19 protein-coding genes are annotated in these 17,348 nt (G+C 71.1%); 11 read left to right on the top strand and 8 right to left on the bottom strand.

All coding sequences use genetic code 11. From position 1 onward, the window contains the following. Positions 1-2 precede the first annotated feature (2 nt). Positions 3-809 carry an ABC transporter ATP-binding protein gene (locus ABEA10_RS06145; protein WP_345458544.1) on the top strand — a complete coding sequence of 269 codons (807 nt, stop codon included), beginning with the start codon at positions 3-5 and terminating at the stop codon, positions 807-809. Continuing rightward, a complete protein-coding gene (locus ABEA10_RS06140; RefSeq protein ID WP_345458542.1) occupies positions 766-1,593 on the top strand; it encodes an ABC transporter permease in 828 nt (275 codons plus the stop codon). Before ABEA10_RS06145 ends, ABEA10_RS06140 begins: the two co-directional genes overlap by 44 nt. A gap of 47 nt (positions 1,594-1,640) precedes the next feature. On the opposite strand, the gene ABEA10_RS06135 is transcribed toward ABEA10_RS06140, so the two are convergent. Beyond that, positions 1,641-2,255, bottom strand: a complete 615-nt coding sequence (locus tag ABEA10_RS06135) for a LysE family translocator (RefSeq protein ID WP_345458540.1) — start codon at positions 2,253-2,255, stop codon at positions 1,641-1,643. 23 nt (positions 2,256-2,278) lie between these two features. Here ABEA10_RS06135 and ABEA10_RS06130 point away from each other — a divergent pair, with 23 nt between their 5' ends. Further along, positions 2,279-3,133 (top strand): AraC family transcriptional regulator, encoded by an 855-nt coding sequence (locus tag ABEA10_RS06130; protein ID WP_345458538.1) that lies wholly within the window; start codon positions 2,279-2,281, stop codon positions 3,131-3,133. 95 nt (positions 3,134-3,228) lie between these two features. Here the strand turns inward: ABEA10_RS06130 and ABEA10_RS06125 are convergent, their stop codons facing one another. After that, positions 3,229-4,218 (bottom strand): LacI family DNA-binding transcriptional regulator, encoded by a 990-nt coding sequence (locus tag ABEA10_RS06125; RefSeq protein ID WP_345458536.1) that lies wholly within the window; start codon positions 4,216-4,218, stop codon positions 3,229-3,231. A gap of 115 nt (positions 4,219-4,333) precedes the next feature. Then, entirely contained in the window at positions 4,334-4,744 is a 411-nt protein-coding gene (locus ABEA10_RS06120) for a MarR family winged helix-turn-helix transcriptional regulator (RefSeq protein ID WP_329242712.1), read from the bottom strand. A gap of 133 nt (positions 4,745-4,877) precedes the next feature. Here ABEA10_RS06120 and ABEA10_RS06115 point away from each other — a divergent pair, with 133 nt between their 5' ends. After that, positions 4,878-5,828, top strand: a complete 951-nt coding sequence (locus ABEA10_RS06115) for an NAD-dependent epimerase/dehydratase family protein (RefSeq protein ID WP_345458532.1) — start codon at positions 4,878-4,880, stop codon at positions 5,826-5,828. Here ABEA10_RS06115 and tsaA read toward each other — a convergent pair. Together tsaA and ABEA10_RS06105 are read right to left on the bottom strand one after the other, a co-directional pair. Then, positions 5,825-6,241, bottom strand: a complete 417-nt coding sequence (gene tsaA / locus ABEA10_RS06110) for a tRNA (N6-threonylcarbamoyladenosine(37)-N6)-methyltransferase TrmO (RefSeq protein WP_345458530.1) — start codon at positions 6,239-6,241, stop codon at positions 5,825-5,827. The two genes, ABEA10_RS06115 and tsaA, sit on opposite strands and share 4 nt — an antisense overlap. A 93-nt stretch (positions 6,242-6,334) precedes the next feature. Next, the gene (locus ABEA10_RS06105) at positions 6,335-7,906 is read right to left on the bottom strand and encodes an MFS transporter (RefSeq protein ID WP_345458528.1); all 1,572 of its coding nucleotides are present in this window, start codon (positions 7,904-7,906) and stop codon (positions 6,335-6,337) included. A gap of 140 nt (positions 7,907-8,046) precedes the next feature. Here ABEA10_RS06105 and ABEA10_RS06100 point away from each other — a divergent pair, with 140 nt between their 5' ends. Then, positions 8,047-9,018, top strand: coding sequence for an aldo/keto reductase (locus ABEA10_RS06100; RefSeq protein ID WP_329242700.1), 972 nt, complete (start codon positions 8,047-8,049; stop codon positions 9,016-9,018). 317 nt (positions 9,019-9,335) lie between these two features. Here the strand turns inward: ABEA10_RS06100 and ABEA10_RS06095 are convergent, their stop codons facing one another. Beyond that, positions 9,336-10,517 (bottom strand): epoxide hydrolase family protein, encoded by a 1,182-nt coding sequence (locus ABEA10_RS06095; protein WP_345458525.1) that lies wholly within the window; start codon positions 10,515-10,517, stop codon positions 9,336-9,338. A gap of 190 nt (positions 10,518-10,707) precedes the next feature. Between ABEA10_RS06095 and ABEA10_RS06090 the strand changes: the two genes are divergently transcribed. From ABEA10_RS06090 to ABEA10_RS06080, 3 genes are all read left to right on the top strand, one after another. After that, positions 10,708-11,259, top strand: a complete 552-nt coding sequence (locus ABEA10_RS06090; protein WP_345458523.1) for a TetR/AcrR family transcriptional regulator — start codon at positions 10,708-10,710, stop codon at positions 11,257-11,259. Positions 11,260-11,410: 151 nt separating this feature from the next. Continuing rightward, on the top strand, positions 11,411-11,902 hold the full coding sequence (locus ABEA10_RS06085) for a DUF2975 domain-containing protein (RefSeq protein WP_329242688.1): 492 nt from the start codon (positions 11,411-11,413) through the stop codon (positions 11,900-11,902). Further along, positions 11,902-12,174 (top strand): helix-turn-helix domain-containing protein, encoded by a 273-nt coding sequence (locus ABEA10_RS06080; RefSeq protein WP_345458518.1) that lies wholly within the window; start codon positions 11,902-11,904, stop codon positions 12,172-12,174. The genes ABEA10_RS06085 and ABEA10_RS06080 overlap by 1 nt, the downstream gene beginning before the upstream one ends. A gap of 75 nt (positions 12,175-12,249) precedes the next feature. On the opposite strand, the gene ABEA10_RS06075 is transcribed toward ABEA10_RS06080, so the two are convergent. Continuing rightward, positions 12,250-13,020 carry a GntR family transcriptional regulator gene (locus ABEA10_RS06075; protein ID WP_345458514.1) on the bottom strand — a complete coding sequence of 257 codons (771 nt, stop codon included), beginning with the start codon at positions 13,018-13,020 and terminating at the stop codon, positions 12,250-12,252. A 107-nt stretch (positions 13,021-13,127) separates the two neighbouring features. Here ABEA10_RS06075 and ABEA10_RS06070 point away from each other — a divergent pair, with 107 nt between their 5' ends. From ABEA10_RS06070 to ABEA10_RS06060, 3 genes are read left to right on the top strand one after another with little or no spacing between them, the layout of a single operon-like run. Further along, a complete protein-coding gene (locus ABEA10_RS06070) occupies positions 13,128-13,853 on the top strand; it encodes a DUF969 domain-containing protein (RefSeq protein ID WP_345458512.1) in 726 nt (241 codons plus the stop codon). Then, positions 13,850-14,818, top strand: a complete 969-nt coding sequence (locus ABEA10_RS06065; RefSeq protein ID WP_345458510.1) for a DUF979 domain-containing protein — start codon at positions 13,850-13,852, stop codon at positions 14,816-14,818. Before ABEA10_RS06070 ends, ABEA10_RS06065 begins: the two co-directional genes overlap by 4 nt. A 9-nt stretch (positions 14,819-14,827) precedes the next feature. Next, on the top strand, positions 14,828-15,832 hold the full coding sequence (locus tag ABEA10_RS06060) for a DUF2891 domain-containing protein (RefSeq protein WP_345458508.1): 1,005 nt from the start codon (positions 14,828-14,830) through the stop codon (positions 15,830-15,832). Positions 15,833-15,868: 36 nt separating this feature from the next. Here the strand turns inward: ABEA10_RS06060 and ABEA10_RS06055 are convergent, their stop codons facing one another. Continuing rightward, the gene (locus ABEA10_RS06055; RefSeq protein ID WP_345458506.1) at positions 15,869-17,284 is read right to left on the bottom strand and encodes an amino acid permease; all 1,416 of its coding nucleotides are present in this window, start codon (positions 17,282-17,284) and stop codon (positions 15,869-15,871) included. Between the last annotated feature and the right edge of the window lie 64 nt (positions 17,285-17,348).

Here is a 17,348-nt window from a genome sequence, read left to right as displayed (position 1 = left end):
CCATGAGTGACCAGAGGTACGCGGTCGTCTGCCGGGGGCTGCGGCACGCGTTCGGCAGTGCCGTGGCGGTCGACGACGTCGACCTGGACGTCGTCGAAGGCGAGATCTTCGGGCTCCTCGGGCCGAACGGCGCCGGGAAGACGACGACGATCCGGCTGATCACCACCCTCCTCCCGGCCGGGGCCGGCATGGTCGAGGTCTTCGGCCTCGACGTGGCGCGTCACCGGATGGCCGTCCGCCGCACGATCGGCTACCTGCCGCAGCAGCTGTCCGCCGACGGGTCCCTGACCGGGCGCGAGAACGTCGAGCTGTTCGCCCGCCTCTTCGACGTGCCGCGGGGCGAGCGGAAGGAGCGCGTACGCGACGTGCTGGCCGCCGTGAAGCTGGAGGACGCGGCCGAGCGGCGCGCGCAGACCTACTCCGGCGGCATGATCCGCCGCCTGGAGCTCGCCCAGGCGCTGATCAGCTCGCCGCGGCTCCTCATCCTCGACGAACCGACGATCGGCCTGGATCCGGTGGCGCGCGACGGCGTGTGGGAGCGCATCCAGGAGGTACGGCGGGCGACCGGCATGACCGTGCTGGTCACCACGCACTACATGGACGAGGCCGACCAGTACTGCAACCGGATCGCGCTCATGCACCGCGGGCGGATCCGCGCCCTCGGCACCCCGGACGAGCTCAAGTCCGGCCTCGAACCGGGCGCCACGCTCGAGGAGGTGTTCCGCGCGTACACCGGCGACCAACTCGAAGAATCAGGAGACTTCCGTGACGCACGCCGCACCCGCCGTACCGCCAGCCGGCTCGGCTGACGTCCCGCCCGCCTGGACCACCTGGCGCCTCCTGCCGGCCCGGGTGGTGGCGATGTGCATCGTCGAGCTGCAGAAGATCCGCCACGACCGTACGGAGCTGTACACCCGGGCGATCCAGCCCGCCCTGTGGCTGCTGATCTTCGGTGAGACGTTCTCGCGCCTCCGGGCCATCCCGACCGGGAAGGTGCCCTACCTGGACTATCTGGCGCCGGGCATCCTCGCCCAGTCGACGCTGTTCATCGCGATCTTCTACGGCATCCAGATCATCTGGGACCGGGACGCCGGCGTCCTGGCCAAGCTCCTCGTCACCCCGACGCCGCGTGCCGCGCTGATCACGGGCAAGGCGTTCGCCGCGGGCACGAGGGCGCTCACCCAGGCCGTGGCCATCCTCGTGCTGTCGGCGATCCTCGGCGTGACGCTGACCCTGAACCCGCTCCGCTGGCTGGGCGTGATCGTCATCGTGATGCTCGGCACGGCGTTCTTCTCCTGCCTGTCCATGACGATCGCCGGCCTGGCCATGTCCCGCGACCGCCTGATGGGCATCGGGCAGGCGATCACGATGCCGCTGTTCTTCGGCTCCAACGCCCTGTACCCGGTCGACCTGATGCCGACGTGGCTGCGGGTGATCAGCCACGTCAACCCGCTCAGCTACGAGGTCGACGCCCTCCGGCACCTGCTCATCGGCACGCCGGGCCACCTGCTCCTGGACTTCGGCGTCCTCGTGGTCGCCGCCGCGGTGGGCATCACGGCCGCCTCCGCACTGCTCGGCCGCCTGGTCCGCTGACAGTCCCTCCTCGGCGCCGGACCAGGACCGCCCTCCGGCGGTGCGGATCAGCTGTGGGGCCAGACGAAGACGATGACGGACGCCGCCAGCAGGCCGGCCATCGTGCAGCGGAAGACGAGCCAGGTTCGCGGGGTGCGGAGGAAGCGTTGGAGCGCGGCACCGAACACCAGCCACGGTAGGCAACTGGGCAGTGCGGCCAGCATGAACAGAACCGCGAAGATGAGCGCCTGGTCCAGGGTTCCGTGGCCGTGCTGGTCGAGGAACGTGGCGTCGGCCGCGGCCGTGATCAGCCACCCTTTGGGGTTGGCCCACTGGAAGGCGGCCATGCTGAGGAACCCGGTGGAGGCGTCCGCGGCGCCTTCGGCATGTTCGGCGGTCACGATCCCCCAGGCCATCCAGCAGAGCAGGGCGGCCCCACCCCACTTGAGGGTCTCGAGGATCCACGGGTGGCCGAGGAGCAGGCTGCCCAGGCCCAGGGTGACGACGAACAACATGGCGCTCATCCCGGTCACCTGCCCGAGAAGACTCGTCATGCCCCGCCGTACGCCGGTCCGGGCGCCGACGGCGGCCAGCAGCACGTTGCTGGGACCGGGAGTTCCGGCGGCCACCGCGGCGAACGTCACGAACGCGATCAGCCCGGCTGGAGTGAAAGAGGCTTGCATGGGGTCCTCCGTAAACTCCGGATATGGCGACCAGCGTGACCGACGCGCACGGCGGCGGTCTTGAACGTTCGTGGGGCCTGGGCGAGTGGGTGGAGACCCGCGGGCCGGTGGACGGCGTGGAGCTGTTTCGCGCTCGTCTGCGCGGCTCCCCGTTCAGCCGGCACCGGCACGATGTGTACGCCGTCGGCGTCACCGAGGCCGGGGTCCAGGCGTTCGAGTACCGGGGCACGGTCGAGCGCAGTCTTCCCGGACAGGTCTTCGTGCTGCATCCCGACGAGCCGCACGACGGCCGGGCCGAAGGGGCGGGCGTGTTCGGCTACCGGCAGATCTATGTCGCCCCGGCCCGGATCGCCGATGCCCTGTCGGCCGTCACCGGACGGCGGACGTCGCTGCCCTTCGCCGCTCCGGTGACCGACGACCCGGCCCTCACGCACGCGGTGCGAGCGGCGTTCGAGGGGACGAGCGAGCCGCTGGCGCTCGACGCCGTGGTCCTCGAGCTCGCCGAGGGCTTGCTCCGGTGCAGCGCGGCCGGTCGCATCCGTGCGCTGCCCTGCCGCCTCGACCTGCCCGCCATCGAGAGCGGCCGGGAGTTCCTGGAGAGCCGGTTGGCGGTCGTGCGGTCGAGCGAGCTGGAAGCGGTCACGGGTCTTGACCGCTACGAGTTCGCGCGTCAGTTCCGCGCCCTGTGCGGCACCAGCCCGTACCGGTACTCGGTGATGCGCCGCCTCGACGTCGCCCGCAGGCGGCTGCGCGAGGGATGCGCCCTGGCGGAGACGGCCCTCGCGACCGGCTTCGCCGACCAGGCTCACTTCACCCGGGTGTTCAAGGCGGCGTGGGGCATGACACCTGGGCGCTACGCGAGGATCAGCAAGGTATGAGGCTCGGCCCGGCGCCGTCGTCCACTGTGACCTCCTGCCTGCTCGCGAGGGGTGCCCTCACAACCGAGAGCCGGCGACCCTCGCGCCGCACCGGCTCAGGTCGACTCGCGGACGATCAGTTCGGTGGGGAGGATGACCGGGGCGGATGGGGGGTCGGTGCTGAGCAGCGTCCGTACGATGCAGGCCGCGACTTCGGTGACCGGCTGGCGGACGGTGGTGAGCGGCGGCTCGCTGAAGCCCGCGAGGGCGATGTCGTCGAAGCCGGCCACCGCCACGTCGTCCGGCACCCGGCGGCCGGCGGCGCGCAGCGTGCCGAGTGCTCCGACCGCCATCAGGTCCGAGGCGGCGAACACCGCGTCGATCTCGGGCTCGTCGGCCAGCAGTCGCCGCATCGCGGTCGCGCCCGACTCGCGGGTGAAGTCGCCCGTCGCCACGATCGGTCTCCGGCCGGCGGCCGCCATGACCTCGCGGTAGCCGCCGAGCCGGTCCTGCGCGGCGGTCATGTCCGGCGGCCCGGAGATGGTGGCGATGCGCCGGCGGCCACGGGAAATCAGGTGTTCGACGGCGGCGCGGGCACCCCCGCGGTTGTCGCAGTCGCAGTACGGCACCGGCAGCGAGGCGACGGGGCGGCCGTGGGAGACCATCGGCACCCGTGAGCGGCTGAGCGAGGCCGGCAGCGGCTCGGCGCCGTGCATCGACAGCAGGATCACGCCGTCGACGTGGCCGCCCGCGACGTAGCGTTCGACCCGCGCGTGCCCGGCCGCGGAGGAGGCCAGCATGAGGATGACCTGCCGGTCGGCGGCCTCCAGCTCCTGGCTCACCGCCCGGATGACCGCGGAGAAGAACGGGTCGTCGGAGAACACCCGCGACGGCGGCTCGGAGACGACGAGGGCGATGGAGTCGGTGCGCCGGGTGACCAGGCTGCGGGCCGCGGAGTTCGGGATGTAGCCGAGCTCCTCGACCGCGCGCATCACCGCGGTCCGCAGGTGCGGCTTGACGTTCGCGGCGCCGTTGACGACGCGCGACACCGTCGCCCGGGACACGCCGGCCCGCGCCGCCACCGCCTCCAGCGTGGGTCGCCTCATCTGGCTCCGCCCTGTCGAGAAGTCGTGTCGAGTCGACCCTACGAGACGCCGTCTCCCAGCGGCCGGCGGCTGTCGTCCGACGACCATGCCGACACCGTACGGCGGCGGACGGCGGTCAGGACAGCCGCTCGACGATCTTCGTGAGCGCGCTGTGCAGGTGGCGGCGCTCGTCGTCGGTGAGCGTCGCGGTGGCCCGCTCCATGAGGCGCCGCCGCTCCTCCTCGACGGGCTCGCGCGCGGCCCGGCCGCGTTCGGTGAGGTGGAGCCGTACGAGCCGGCCGTCATCGGGGTCCCGGACGCGCGTGAGCAGACCGGCCTCCTCCATGCGGGTGGCGGTGTTGACCACCGTCGGCGTGGTGAGGTGCACGCGGGCGGCCACCTCGCCGGGGGTCAGCCCGTCGCGCTCCCAGAGTGCCGCGAGCACGCGGTTCTGCCCGACGCGGACGCCGTGCCGGCTCATCGCCTCGTCGGCGGCGGTGTGGATGAGCTTGTTCGCCCGGACGAACAGGTAGAGCAGATCGTCCACGCCGTCTCCCGTTCCTCCGCCCGTTCGATCACCGGCGACCCGACACTACACGCGGCCAGGTCGTTTGCATGCTAGCGATCGCGCCATTAGGCTGACGCCTCATTAGCACGCTAGCGAACTCAAGGGCGGCGAAATGATCCTCATCACCGGCGGGCTCGGCTTCATCGGTTCCCACGTCGCGCGGGCCCTTCTCGATCTCGGCGAGACGTGTGTGGTCACGCGGCACCGCACGGCGCGGCTCCCCGAGTTCCTCGCCGACGAGGCCGGCGGGCGGCTCCTGGTCGAGCCGCTGGACGTCACCGACGAAGACGCGTTCCTCGCGCTGGGCAAGCGGCACGCCGTCACCGGCATCGTGCATCTCGCCGCCGCCGGGCTCGGCGGCCGAGCGCTGGACGCCCTGGCCCAGAGCACCCAGGGGCTGTTCAACGTGCTGCGCGCGGCCGAGGCCTGGGAGGTGCCGCGGGTCGGGATCGCCAGCACCATCGGCGTGTACGGGGGAGTGCCCGGCGACCGGCTGCGCGAGGACGCCCCGCTGCCGACGGCCGGCCCCCACACGATCCCCGCGGCGAAGAAGGCCATGGAGATCCTGGCCCTGCGGGCGGCGGCCGAGGCCGGGTTCGCCGTGGTGAACTTCCGGATCGGGGCGATCTGGGGCCCGCTCGGACGCGCCGCGTCCCCCTTCTTCGCCGCGCCGCGCCTGGTCCACGCCGCCGTGAACGGCGAGGACCCGGCCTTCCCGCCGGAGCGCACGCCGTACGCCGAGGACGGCATCGACATGTGCTACGCCAAGGACTGCGGCCGCGCCATCGCGCTGCTGCAGACCGCCGCCACGCTGCGCCACGACACCTACAACGTCGGCAACGGGTACGCCACGACGAACTCCGAGGTCGCCGGCGCCATCAGGGCGGTCGTCCCGGACGCGCGCCTGGACCTGCCCGCCGGCCACGACCCCGCCGGACCGGGCACGACCGTCTGCCTCGACACCACGAGGATCCGTGAGGACACCGGCTACCACCCCCGCTACGACCTCGAACGCGCGGTGGCCGACTACGTCGCCTGGCTGCGCGCCGGCCGTGAGCGCTAGCGTTCGGCGATCGGGCCCAGCACCGGTTTGACGTCGACGATCGGGGTGCCGTCGAGGGCCTCCATGCCGCGTACGCGCACGCGGGTGCCCTCGACGGCGACGATGGTCACCCGGTGCAGGCCGATCGGGTTCGGGCGGCTCGGCGAACGCGTGCTGAACACCCCCGTCGCGGGGCGTGACGTGTCGCCGCGCGGGTGGACCACCAGCACGTCGCGGCGCGCGCGGTCGAGCCAGGTCAGCACGAGCACGTCCGTGCCGGGTCGCAGGTCGCGCAGGCCCTCGGCCACCTCCGGGGCGAAGACCAGCCACGACTCGGGTGTGCCCTCGTCGCCCTGACGCGGCGCCTCGGCCAGGTCCACGAGGGGCGACTCGACACATCCGATCGGCTCCACGGCGAACGTCCCGTCGGTCACGGCGATCTCCCTTCCCGATCAGCGCTGATCATCGTACGACCCCGGTCAACGGCGGGGAGGTCCGCCCAGGCGGCGGGCCTCCCGGAGGAACGGTCACCGGATCGCCGCCGGCGCTTCCGGGAGCGGGTCGGCCTCCTCGAGGTGCTCGGGGATCACCTTCGGCACCCGGCGGAGGGCGAACAGCGCGGCCAGGCCGGTCAGCGCGGCGAGCCCGGCGCTGCAGAAGACCGCGGCGTGCATCCCGTCGACGAACGCGTGCCGTGCGGCGGTGGTGACCTCGGCTCCGAGCCGCCCGGGCAGGGCCGCGGCGACCTCCACGGCGGAACCGATCGAGTCGCGGATGCCCCGGCCGGCGCCCGCCGGCAGGCCCGCGGGCAGGTCGAGGTGCGTACGGTACGCGGCGGTCAGGACGCTGCCGAGCACGGCCATGCCCAGCGCGCCGCCCAGCTCGGTGGCGGTCTCGGAGATCGCCGAGGCGGCCCCCGCCCGGTCCTTCGGCACCGAGGCCAGGATCGTGTCGCTGGTGACGGTCAGGGCCACGCCGATGCCCAGAGCACACGGGATCATCGCCGCCAGCAGCGCCCCGTAGTTCGACTCGGTGCCGCTCAGGGCGTACAGCGCGAACCCGACCGCGGACACCGTCAGGCCGAGGCCGACGGTACGGGCGCGTCCCATGAGGCGGATCAGCGGAGCGGCCAGCGCCGCGCCGCCGATGGCCGCGGCGACGCCGCCGGGCAGCCCGGCGAGCCCGGCCTGCAGCGGCGACCAGTGCAGGACGAGCTGGAAGTACTGGGAGAACACCAGCGACTGCGCGACCAGCGCGAACATCGCGAACAGGTTCGCGCCGACCGAGCCGGAGAAGGCCGCCTGGCGGAACAGCGCGACGTCGATCAGCGGCTCGGACAGCCGCGCCTGCCGCCGGACGAACGCCGCCAGGCCGGCGACGCCGATCAGGAGGCCGGCGCCGACCCTGGCGTGGAACAGGCCGATGTGCCCGGCCTCGGTGATGGCGTAGACGACACCCAGGACGCCGGCGATCGACAGCGGCACGCTCGGCACGTCGAGGCGGCCGGGCCTGGGGTTGCGCGACTCGGGCAGGACGAACAACCCGGCGAGGAGCACGACCGCCATGATCGGCACGTTGATCAGGAACACCGAGCCCCACCAGAAGTGGTCCAGCAGCGCGCCGCCCATGATCGGACCGAGCCCGACCCCGAGCGCGCCGACGCCGCTGGCGATCCCGACCGCCGCCGTGCGCTCCTTGGCGTCGGTGAAGACGTTGCGGGTGATCGACAGCGTGGAGGGCATGATCGTGGCGCCCGCGACGCCGAGGAGGGCACGTGCGGCGATCAGCATCGTGGCGCTGGTGGCGTACGCGGTGACGACCGAGGTCGCCGCGAACGCCGTGGTGCCGATGAGCAGCAGCTTCTTGCGGCCGATCCGGTCGCCGATCCCGCCCATCGTGACGAGCAGCCCGGCGAGCGCGAAGCCGTACACGTCGGCGATCCACAGGATCTGGGTGCCGGACGGGCGCAGGTCGCCGATCAGGTTGGGGATGGCCAGGTGAAGAGCGGTCAGGTCGACCGACAGGACCAGTACGGCGAGGCAGCAGAGGGAGAGCGTGGCCCACTTGCGGCCGGTCCCGATGGGCGTGGAGGAGTTCATGCCGCCGAGCGTCGCCGCGCCCGCTGACCGTCCACGCACCGTCCGCTGACCGGCGCGCGCCGCTCACTGACCACCCGCGCCCGGTGTTCGGATGCGCGCCCTCGGGCGGCCACGGTGCGTGACGGCGAGAGACTGGATTCATGGATTACGTGAAGCTGGGTTCGACCGGTCTCGACGTCTCGCGGATCTGCGTGGGGTGCATGAGCTTCGGCGAACCCGACCGGGGCAACCATTCGTGGACGCTCGGTGAGGATCAGGCCGCCCCGCTCATCCGGCAGGCGGTCGAGGCCGGCGTCAACTTCTTCGACACCGCCAACGTCTACTCCGACGGCAGCAGCGAGGAGATCACCGGCCGGGCCCTGGCCCGGTACGCCCGCCGCGACGAGGTCGTGATCGCGACCAAGGTGCACGGCCGGATGCACGCGGGCCCGAACGGCGCGGGCCTGTCGCGCAAGGCGATCATGAGCGAGATCGATGCCAGCCTGCGCCGGCTGGGCACCGACTACGTCGACCTGTACCAGATCCACCGCTGGGACCACCACACCCCGATCGAGGAGACCCTCGAGGCGCTGCACGACGTGGTCAAGGCCGGCAAGGCGCGCTACATCGGCGCGTCCTCGATGTACGCCTGGCAGTTCTCCAAGGCCCTCTACACCTCCCGGCTGAACGGCTGGACGCGGTTCGCCACGATGCAGAACCACTACAACCTCCTGCACCGCGAGGAGGAGCGGGAGATGCTGCCGCTCTGCCTGGACCAGGGGATCGGCGTGATCCCGTGGAGCCCGCTCGCTCGCGGCCGTCTCGCCCGCGACTGGGACGCCACGACCGCGCGCGCCGAGACCGACGAGTTCGGCAAGACCCTGTACCAGGAGAGCGACCGGGAGATCGTGGACGCGGTCGCGCAGGTCGCCGAGGCACGCGGCGTGACGCGCGCCGCCGTCGCCCTCGCGTGGGTCCTGCGCCATCCGGCGGTGTCCGCGCCCATCGTCGGCATGGGCAGGCCGCAGCACCTGGAGGACGCGATCGCCGCACTGTCGGTCGAGCTGACCGACGACGAGGTGGCCGCACTGGAGAAGCACTACTCTCCGCGCCCGGTCGCCGGCTTCCGCTGACGGACACCCCCCGGCGCCCCGCACGGGCGCCGGGGGCGTGGCGCTGTCCGGAGCCGGGCGGCGTGCCGGGGCGCGGGCGATCGCGGCGAGCGGTCTGGTCGTCGGCGTCCGTGTAGCCGCCGAAACCGGATATCCGTCGTGGCCGGGGTCACCAGTGGGCGGTACCGGTGGCGGACCTGCTGCCAGTCTCATGACTTCGCAGGTGACCGTGGTCGAGGGCGATCACCGTTGCCGTAGCCGTCGGTACGCCGGATCCCGTCGACGGCGACGCGGCGACGGCCGTGCCCGGGATCAGCGCCAGCGCGATGGCCACCGGTTCACGAAGTCAGGCCGGGTGGGTCCTCACGGTGCGCACGGAGCGGGCGGAAGAACTCGCGTATCTCCCTGGCGAGAAGTTCCGGGTCCTCCATGGCGCCGAAGTGTCCTCCGCGGGGCATCTGCGTCCAGCGGGTCACGTTGAAGACGCGCTCCAGCCAGGCACGAGGTGGAATCAGGTCCTGCGGAAACGCGGCTATCCCCAGCGGCGGCAAGACACGCTCACCGGGCGCAAAATGATTCGGGCGGAGACGATTCTCGCGGTAGAACCGCATGGCCGAGCCGATGGTGCCAGTGAACCAATAGATCGAGATGTTGGTGAGGATGGCATCCAAGGTGAACACGCGCTCCACATCGCCGCCGCAATCGCTCCAGGCGCGCATTTTCTCGACGATCCATGCCGCCAAGCCCGCCGGTGAATCGGTCAACCCGTACGCAGGGGTCTGCGGTTTCGTCGACTGGAGGCGGTGGTATGCGCCTTCCGCATCGAACCAAGCCGAGATGGCGCCGAGGAACTCCTCTTCGGCCGCCGTCAGGGTCGGCTCTCCATCGCCCACGGGCGGCCGGAAGAGCCCGGGAACGAAATTGAGGTGCAGCCCCGACACGTGATCGGGGAAGCGGGACGCGAGCCATATGGAGACGGCCGCACCCCAGTCGCCGGCATGCAGGCCGAAGCGCTCGTAACCGAGGCCTGCCATCAGCTTCATCCACAGCTCGGCCACATGTTCGGGACCGAAGCCCGGCCGGGTCGGCCGTTGCGAGAACCCGTAGCCCGGAAGCGAGGGAACCACGACATCGAACGCGTCGGCCGGGTCCGCGTCATGGCCGCCGGGGTCGGCGAGGAGCGGGATGATCTGCTCCATGTCGAAACCAGAGCCCGGAAAGCCGTGCGTGATCACCAACGGCAAGGGGTCAGGGCCTGTTCCGCGTTGGTGAATGAAGTGAACCCCGACCCCGTCGAGTTCCGCGGTGAACTGCGGCAACGCATTCAGCCTGGCCTCCCGCGCCCGCCAGTCGAAATCCGTCCGCCAGTGCTCCGTCAGGCGCTGAAGAAATGCGAGGTCGGTTCCGTCCTCCCAGTCCATGCCTGGTATGGAATCGGGCCAGCGAGTGTGCCGCAACCGACGATCCAGATCTTCTAGCTGGTCATCACCAATGGTGATCGTGAACGGCTTTACCTGCATGTGAATACTCCGATTCGTGATTGCTCGGCATCGCATCGGTGAACCATCCGGGAAGCGGCGCCCTCGATGGCATCGCGGTCCCCGGCTAGACTTTCGGACTATGAGTCCATCGGAGCCTAACATAGTTTCGGACCGGCAGTCCAAAACCTCTGGCCGACGTCAGGGCCGGCCGCCGGCGTCTCGCGAGGACATGCTCGCCGCCGCGGACGCGCTCTTCGCGGATGCCGATGCGCCCCAGACGGTGTCGATGGACGCCATCGCCGCGGCGGCCGGTGTGGGTAAGGGAACGTTGTTCCGGGCGTTCGGTGATCGTGACGGGCTTCTCGATTCACTGGCCGCCGCGAAGTTCCTGCCGCTTCGAACGGCCGTGGAGTCCGGCCCGGGGCCGCTCGGGCCGGACACTCCGGCGCCCGACCGGATCGTCGCGTTCCTGGACGCGGTGCTCACGTTCAAGTTGGAGAACCGCAACCTCATGCGCGCCCGCGAGGTGGCCACCACCGGGAATCTGCAGTCGGAGCGCTACCGCTGGATGCACGGGCTCCTGCAGCGCCTGATCCAGGACGCCGCGACCGGGTGCACCGCGAATGACGCCGGATACGTTGCGCACGCGCTGCTCGCAACGTTGCACATCGACCTCATCGACGAGTTGCTCACCACCGGGCGTTCGGTCGAGGACATCCGCCGCGCGCAGGCGGCACAGGCGCTCGCCGCTCTCGGTGGAGCGGCACGGTCCGGGCGGTGATTCCCCGTCCCGGTCGGCCGGCGGTCCCGTCGACCGGTGACGGGCCGCTCGCCTTCGACGCGTAGGAGCCGCGCCGTCCCCGCCGGTGACACCTTTCCCTATCTATCGAGATTCGATAGATTTTGATCGTAAGTCGATCGAAGGAGAAGTGATGGGAGAGCTGACGGTCCGTGCGCTGCGCGTCGTGCTCGTCGGGGTGCTCGCCAGCACCGTGTTCGTACAGGCGGTGCTGCTGTGGGCGTTGGTCAGCGGGAACGACCCGGAGGACGGGTCGTTCCCGCTGACCCCGGTCCGGGTGATCGTGTTGCTGGGCGTCGTGTCGGCCCAGGTCGTCGTGGCCTGTGTGTGGCGGCTGGTGACGATGGTGCGACGCGGAACCGTGTTCTCTCATGCCGCGTTCCGCTACGTCGACGTCATGATCGGCGCGATCGTGGCGGCCGCCCTCCTGTGGTTCGCGCTCACGGCCGTGCTGGCGCCGGAGCATTCGGACAACCCAGGCATAACTGTCATCATGGGCGGGATCGGCATGGCAGTCCTGGGAGGCGCGCTCATCGTGCTCGTACTGCGGATGCTGCTCGCCCAGGCCGTCGCGCGCGACGTCGAAGCGACGCAGATGCAGGCCGAGCTCGACGAGGTGATCTGATGCCGATCATCGTCGACATCGACGTGATGCTGGCCAAGCGGAAGCTGTCCGTGGGCGAGCTCGCGGACCGCGTCGGGATCACCCCCGCCAACCTGGCGGTACTCAAGAACGGCCGCGCCAAGGCGGTGCGCTTCACGACACTCGCCGCGCTCTGTGAGGCGCTCGAGTGCCAGCCGGGAGACCTGCTGCGCTTCGAGGCCGACGACACCGCGAACGGGAGACCTCGGCCGTCGGCAACGGTGGCGAAGGCCGGAGCGGAAGACCGGCCCTAGACGCGTGAGCTCAAGGGAACCGGCCGGACGATAGGGACCATCAACAGTGACCAGACCCCTGCGGGTGCGGTGCGCTCAGCCGCCTCCGCGGTCGCCCGACCGTTCGGCGATGCCCCGGAGGAGCTGGGCCTCGGCATCGTCGAGGTAGCCGGTCAGCACCTCGGCGGCCTCTCGCGTACGGCCCTGCTCGATGAGCGTGGCGATGGCGGCGTTGCGGTGCACGTACGGCTCGTGGAAGCGGTGCGGGTCGGCCATCACGTGGAAGACCAGGCGCAGCTCGGCCAGCATGCGGCGCATCATGTCGTTGAGGCGGCGGCTGCCGGCGAGCGCGACGATCGCGGAGTGGAACCGCAGGTCGGCCGTTCCCACGTCGTGCCAGCGCGACTCGGCTACCGCGAGCTCGGCGGTCTTCACCGCGGCGCGGATCTCGGCCACCGCCGGGGGCGGCGCGTCCCCGGCGCGGACGGCGGCGCACTCGACCAGGCGGCGCGTGGTGTAGATGTCGCGGACGTCGTCGGCGTCGAGGGTGCGCACGAACACGCCGCGGTGCGGTTCGTGGACCACCAGACGCTCGTGCGCGAGCAGCCGGAACGCCTCGCGCAGCGTGTTGCGCGAGACGCCGAGCTCCTTAGCGGCGGCGTGCTCGGCGAGCTGCGTGCCGGGCGGCAGGGCGCCTTCGATGATCTGCGCGCGCAGCGCGTCGGCCAGCTTGGACACGGTGCTCGTGCGGTCGAGCAGCATGCGGGCGCCGGACAGCCCGGCGAGCGGCGCGGACCGCTCATCCGGGGCGCCGGAGCCTCCGGCGTCGCCGGACTCCGGTCCGGCAGAAGAGCCATCTTGCGCCATCTCGCCCCTTATTGCCCTCTTGCCGGATTGCTCAACAATACGTACGGTACCCGCAACGGCTGCGCCCTGTCTGCCCCTCGGTCCCCTACTCGGGAAGGAGGGCGGTCGTGCTCGTCCTCATCGGCGTACTCCTCGTCGTCCTCGGCTTCGCGCTGCGGCTCAACCCCTTCGTCGTCGTCACGGTCGCGGGCATCGTCACCGGATTCCTCGGCCACCTGTCGGTGACGGCCATCCTGAACGCCTTCGGCAACGGCTTCGCGTCGAGCCGTTCGGTCACCTTGTTCGTGCTCGTCCTGCCGGTCATCGGCCTGATCGAACGCTTCGGCCTGCAAGAACAGGGCCGGCGCCTGATCGCCCGGCTGAGCGGGCTCACCACCGGCCGGCTCCTCGTCATCTACCAGTTCATCCGGCAGGTCAGCTCCGCCCTGGGCCTCGCCTCGATCAACGGCCCGGCGGCGCTGGTCCGCCCCCTGATCTATCCGATGGCCGAGGGCGCCGCCGAGCGTCGCTTCGGCCGCGCACTCCCGGACCCCATGCGTGAGAAGGTCAAGGCCTTCTCGGCCAGCGCGGACACGGTGGGTCAGTTCTTCGGCGAGGACATCTTCGTCGCGATCGGCTCGATCCTGCTGATCACCGGCTTCGTCGACACGACGTACCACCTGAAGCTCGACGCGCTGAACGTCGCGCTGTGGGCCATCCCCACCGCGATCTGCGCGTACGTGATCCACGGCACGCGGCTCTACCTGCTGGACCACCGGCTCGGCCGGATGGCCGAAGCGGCGGGCCTCACCGGCCGTACGGACCGGGCCGAAGCACAGGAGGCCGGTCGATGATCAAGGTCGAGTGGTTCTACTGGCTGTGCGGCGCGATCTTCCTCGCGGTCGCCGTGCTGACCGTCGCCGACCGCACCAACGCCAAGCGGTACGGCAGCGGCGCGTTCTGGGGTCTGCTCGGCGCCGCCTTCATCTACAGCACGTTCGTCGTCCACAAGACCGCGCCCGCCTGGGTTCTCGGACTCGCGGTCATCGCGATGGCGCTCCTGGTCGCCACCGGCCGGCTCGGCCGTGGCACCACCCCCGGGCCGACGCGTGCCGAGCAGGAGTCGGGCGCCGACCGCTTCGGCAACCGGCTCTTCGTGCCCGCGCTGACGATCCCCGTCGTGGTGATCATCTTCGCGATCGGGCTGGCGAAGATCCATCCCGGCGGTGAGCCGCTGCTGGAGAAGTCCTCCGAGACCCTGATCGGCCTCGGCGTCGCCGCGATCGTGGCCGTGATCATCGGGTTCGTCATGCTGCGGCCGAAGTCGCCGCTGGCGCCGCTGAACGAGGGCCGGCGGCTGCTGGAGGCGATCGGCTGGGCCGCCGTGCTCCCGCAGATGCTCGCCACGCTCGGCCAGCTGTTCGTCGCGGCCGGCGTCGGCACGCAGGTCGGCCGCATCACCAAGAACGTGCTGCCCGACAACTCCCTCATCGGCGGTGTCATCGTCTACTGCGTCGGCATGGCGCTGTTCACGATCATCATGGGCAACGCGTTCGGCGCCTTCCCGCTCATGACCGCGGCGATCGGCTACCCGGTGCTGGTGCAGCACTTCCACGGCAATCCGGCGGCGGTCTTCGCGATCGGCATGCTCGCCGGGTTCTGCGGCACCCTGTGCACGCCGATGGCCGCCAACTTCAACATCGTCCCGGCGGCGCTGCTGGAGATGAAGGACAAGTACGGGCCGATCAAGGCGCAGATCCCCACCGCGATCCCGCTGCTGGCCTGCAACATCATCCTGATGTACGTCCTGGCGTTCTGAAGGAGGGCGATGACGACGATCGGCGAGGTGGCGGCCCGGTACGCGGACGTCGCCGTACGCAACATCGGCACCGAGTTCCCGCACGCCACCCAGCAGGTGGTGCGCCGGCCGGACGCGCCCTCGCGGCCACGCGACCTGCACCCGGCGTTCCACGGCGCGTACGACTGGCACTCGTGCGTGCACATGCACTGGCTCGCGGTCCGGCTGCTGAGCGACGTGCCGGGAGAGGTGGACGCCGAGCGGATCCGCGGCACCCTCGACCGCACGCTGACCGCGCGGGCGATCGAGGCGGAGGCGACCTACCTGCGCTCGTTCCCCGCGTTCGAGCGTCCGTACGGCTGGGCGTGGGCGGTCGCGCTGGCCGTCGCCTGCGAACGCTGCCCGGACCCGGCCGCGCGGCCGTGGTCGGCGGCGCTGCGCCCGCTCACCGACACGATCGAGGAACTGGTCCTGGGCTGGCTGGACCGCGCCGTCGCGCCGGTCCGGCACGGCGTGCACACCAACACGGCGTTCGCCCTGGCACTGCTGCACGAGAGCGGCACCGCGCTCGGCCGCGACCGCCTGGTCGCCGCGATCGGCGAGCGAGCGGCCGACTGGTTCGGCGACGACCGCGACTACCCGGCGGACTGGGAGCCCAGCGGCCAGGACTTCCTGTCACCGGCGTTGTGCGAGGCCGACCTGATGCGCCGGGTGCTGCCCGCCGGGCGCTTTCCCGGCTGGCTGACCGGCTTCCTGCCCGGCCTGGAGGACGGCGGGCCGCGCGCCCTGTTCACCCCGGCCCAGGTCAACGACGCCAGCGACGGCCACCAGGCGCATCTGTACGGGCTGAACCTGTCTCGTGCCTGGCAGTTCCGCCTGCTGACGGCCGCCCTCCCGGCGGCCGACCCACGCGTGGAGCCGCTGCGCGAGTCCGCCGAACGGCATCTGGCCGCGAGCCTGCCCCATGTCACGGGGAAGGGGTTCGTCAGCGACCACTGGCTGGCCACGTACGCCTTCCTCGCCCTGACCGCCTGACATACGGACCTGCGTCACGGCCGGCGGGAGCCACGGTCAGCGGTCGGCGGGCACCGGGCCGGGGGCGATCGGTTCGGTGGCGCGGGACCGGCCGTGGCGTACGAACGCGGCGATGAGCACGACCGCCGCGACCGCCACCGACCACAGCACCTGCGGGCGGCCGTCGTGGTCGAACAGCATCACGATGAGGATGGCGGCGATGCCGACGATCGTGGCGACGGTCAGGTACGGGTACAGCCACATCCGAACGACGATGCGTTCGGGCGCCTCGCGTTCGAGGCGGCGGCGCATCCGCAGCTGCGACACGGCGATCACCGCCCAGACGAACAGCGCGACGGCGCCGGAGCCGTTCAGCAGGAACAGGAACACGGTGTCCGGGCTGGTGTAGTCGAAGATCACCGCGAGGAAGCCGAAGGCGACCGACACCCAGATCGCCACGTGCGGGACGCCGCGGGCGGTCGTCGCGGCGAAGGCCTTCGGCGCGTCGCCGCGTTCGGCCAGCGAGAACGCCATCCGCGACGCCGTGTACAGCCCGGAGTTCAGGCAGGACAGTACGGCGGTCAGCACGATGACGTCCATGATCGTGCCCGCGCCGGAGATGCCGATGCGGTCGAGCACCGCGACGTACGGGCTGCTCGCGACGTTGCTGTCGCTCCACGGCAGCAGGGTGACGATGACGGCGATCGAACCGAGGTAGAAGACGATGATCCGCCAGATCACGCTGTTGACCGCCTTGGTCACGGCGCGGCCCGGGTCGCGGGACTCCCCGGCCGCGATGGTCACGATCTCGCTGCCCATGAAGGAGAACACGACGGTGAGCAACCCGGTGATGACCGCGCCGTACCCGTGGGGGAAGAAGCCGTGGCCCGCGAGGTTGCTCGTGCCCACGGCGTCGGTGCCGGGCAGCAATCCGAAGATGGCCAGGACGCCGAGGACGATGAAGACGGCGATCGCCGCGACTTTGATCGTCGAGAACCAGAACTCGAACTCCCCGTAGGACCCGACGGAGAACAGGTTGGTCGCGGTGAGGAAGATCATCAGGATCAGCGCCAGCGTCCACTGGGGGAGCGCCGGGATCCAGCCGTGCACGATCTTGGCGCCGGCCGTCGCCTCGACCGCGAGCACGACCGCCCAGAACCACCAGTACAGCCAGCCGATCGTGAAGCCGGCCCACCGCCCGATCGCGCGGTCGGCGTAGGCGGAGAACGACCCGGTGTCCGGTGAGGCCGCCGACATCTCGCCGAGCATGCGCATGACCAGGATGACGAGCAGCCCGGCGAGCGCGTAGGACAGCAGGATGGCCGGGCCGGTGCCGTGGATGCCGGCACCCGAGCCGACGAAGAGGCCGGCGCCGATGACGCCGCCGATGGCGATCATCCCGACGTGACGGTTCTTCAGACCCTGCTCGAGGCTCTTGGCGGGAGGTGTTTCGGTGCTTCCGACCTGGGGCATTCGGAGCGGCTCCTCGGGCTCGGGGGCTTCCCACGGAACTTACGAACGAGTCTTGATCAGTGTC

The sequence above is a fragment of the Actinoallomurus oryzae genome (assembly GCF_039541955.1).
Lineage (GTDB): Bacteria > Actinomycetota > Actinomycetes > Streptosporangiales > Streptosporangiaceae > Actinoallomurus > Actinoallomurus oryzae.
The sequence above is the reverse complement of the archived record's forward strand: the minus strand, read 5'-3'. Positions and strand labels throughout refer to the sequence as shown.

Bases quoted from the DNA above. Each gene is read 5' to 3' on its own strand.
- ABEA10_RS06080 (WP_345458518.1), top strand. From the start codon at position 11,902: ATGCCGATCATCGTCGACATCGACGTGATGCTGGCCAAGCGGAAGCTG.
- ABEA10_RS06075 (WP_345458514.1), bottom strand. From the start codon at position 13,020: ATGGCGCAAGATGGCTCTTCTGCCGGACCGGAGTCCGGCGACGCCGGA.
- ABEA10_RS06085 (WP_329242688.1), top strand. From the start codon at position 11,411: ATGGGAGAGCTGACGGTCCGTGCGCTGCGCGTCGTGCTCGTCGGGGTG.
- ABEA10_RS06090 (WP_345458523.1), top strand. From the start codon at position 10,708: ATGCTCGCCGCCGCGGACGCGCTCTTCGCGGATGCCGATGCGCCCCAG.
- ABEA10_RS06115 (WP_345458532.1), top strand. From the start codon at position 4,878: ATGATCCTCATCACCGGCGGGCTCGGCTTCATCGGTTCCCACGTCGCG.
- ABEA10_RS06125 (WP_345458536.1), bottom strand. From the start codon at position 4,218: ATGAGGCGACCCACGCTGGAGGCGGTGGCGGCGCGGGCCGGCGTGTCC.
- ABEA10_RS06105 (WP_345458528.1), bottom strand. From the start codon at position 7,906: ATGAACTCCTCCACGCCCATCGGGACCGGCCGCAAGTGGGCCACGCTC.
- ABEA10_RS06095 (WP_345458525.1), bottom strand. From the start codon at position 10,517: ATGCAGGTAAAGCCGTTCACGATCACCATTGGTGATGACCAGCTAGAA.
- ABEA10_RS06060 (WP_345458508.1), top strand. From the start codon at position 14,828: ATGACGACGATCGGCGAGGTGGCGGCCCGGTACGCGGACGTCGCCGTA.
- ABEA10_RS06100 (WP_329242700.1), top strand. From the start codon at position 8,047: ATGGATTACGTGAAGCTGGGTTCGACCGGTCTCGACGTCTCGCGGATC.
- ABEA10_RS06065 (WP_345458510.1), top strand. From the start codon at position 13,850: ATGATCAAGGTCGAGTGGTTCTACTGGCTGTGCGGCGCGATCTTCCTC.
- ABEA10_RS06130 (WP_345458538.1), top strand. From the start codon at position 2,279: ATGGCGACCAGCGTGACCGACGCGCACGGCGGCGGTCTTGAACGTTCG.
- ABEA10_RS06055 (WP_345458506.1), bottom strand. From the start codon at position 17,284: ATGCCCCAGGTCGGAAGCACCGAAACACCTCCCGCCAAGAGCCTCGAG.
- ABEA10_RS06135 (WP_345458540.1), bottom strand. From the start codon at position 2,255: ATGCAAGCCTCTTTCACTCCAGCCGGGCTGATCGCGTTCGTGACGTTC.
- ABEA10_RS06145 (WP_345458544.1), top strand. From the start codon at position 3: ATGAGTGACCAGAGGTACGCGGTCGTCTGCCGGGGGCTGCGGCACGCG.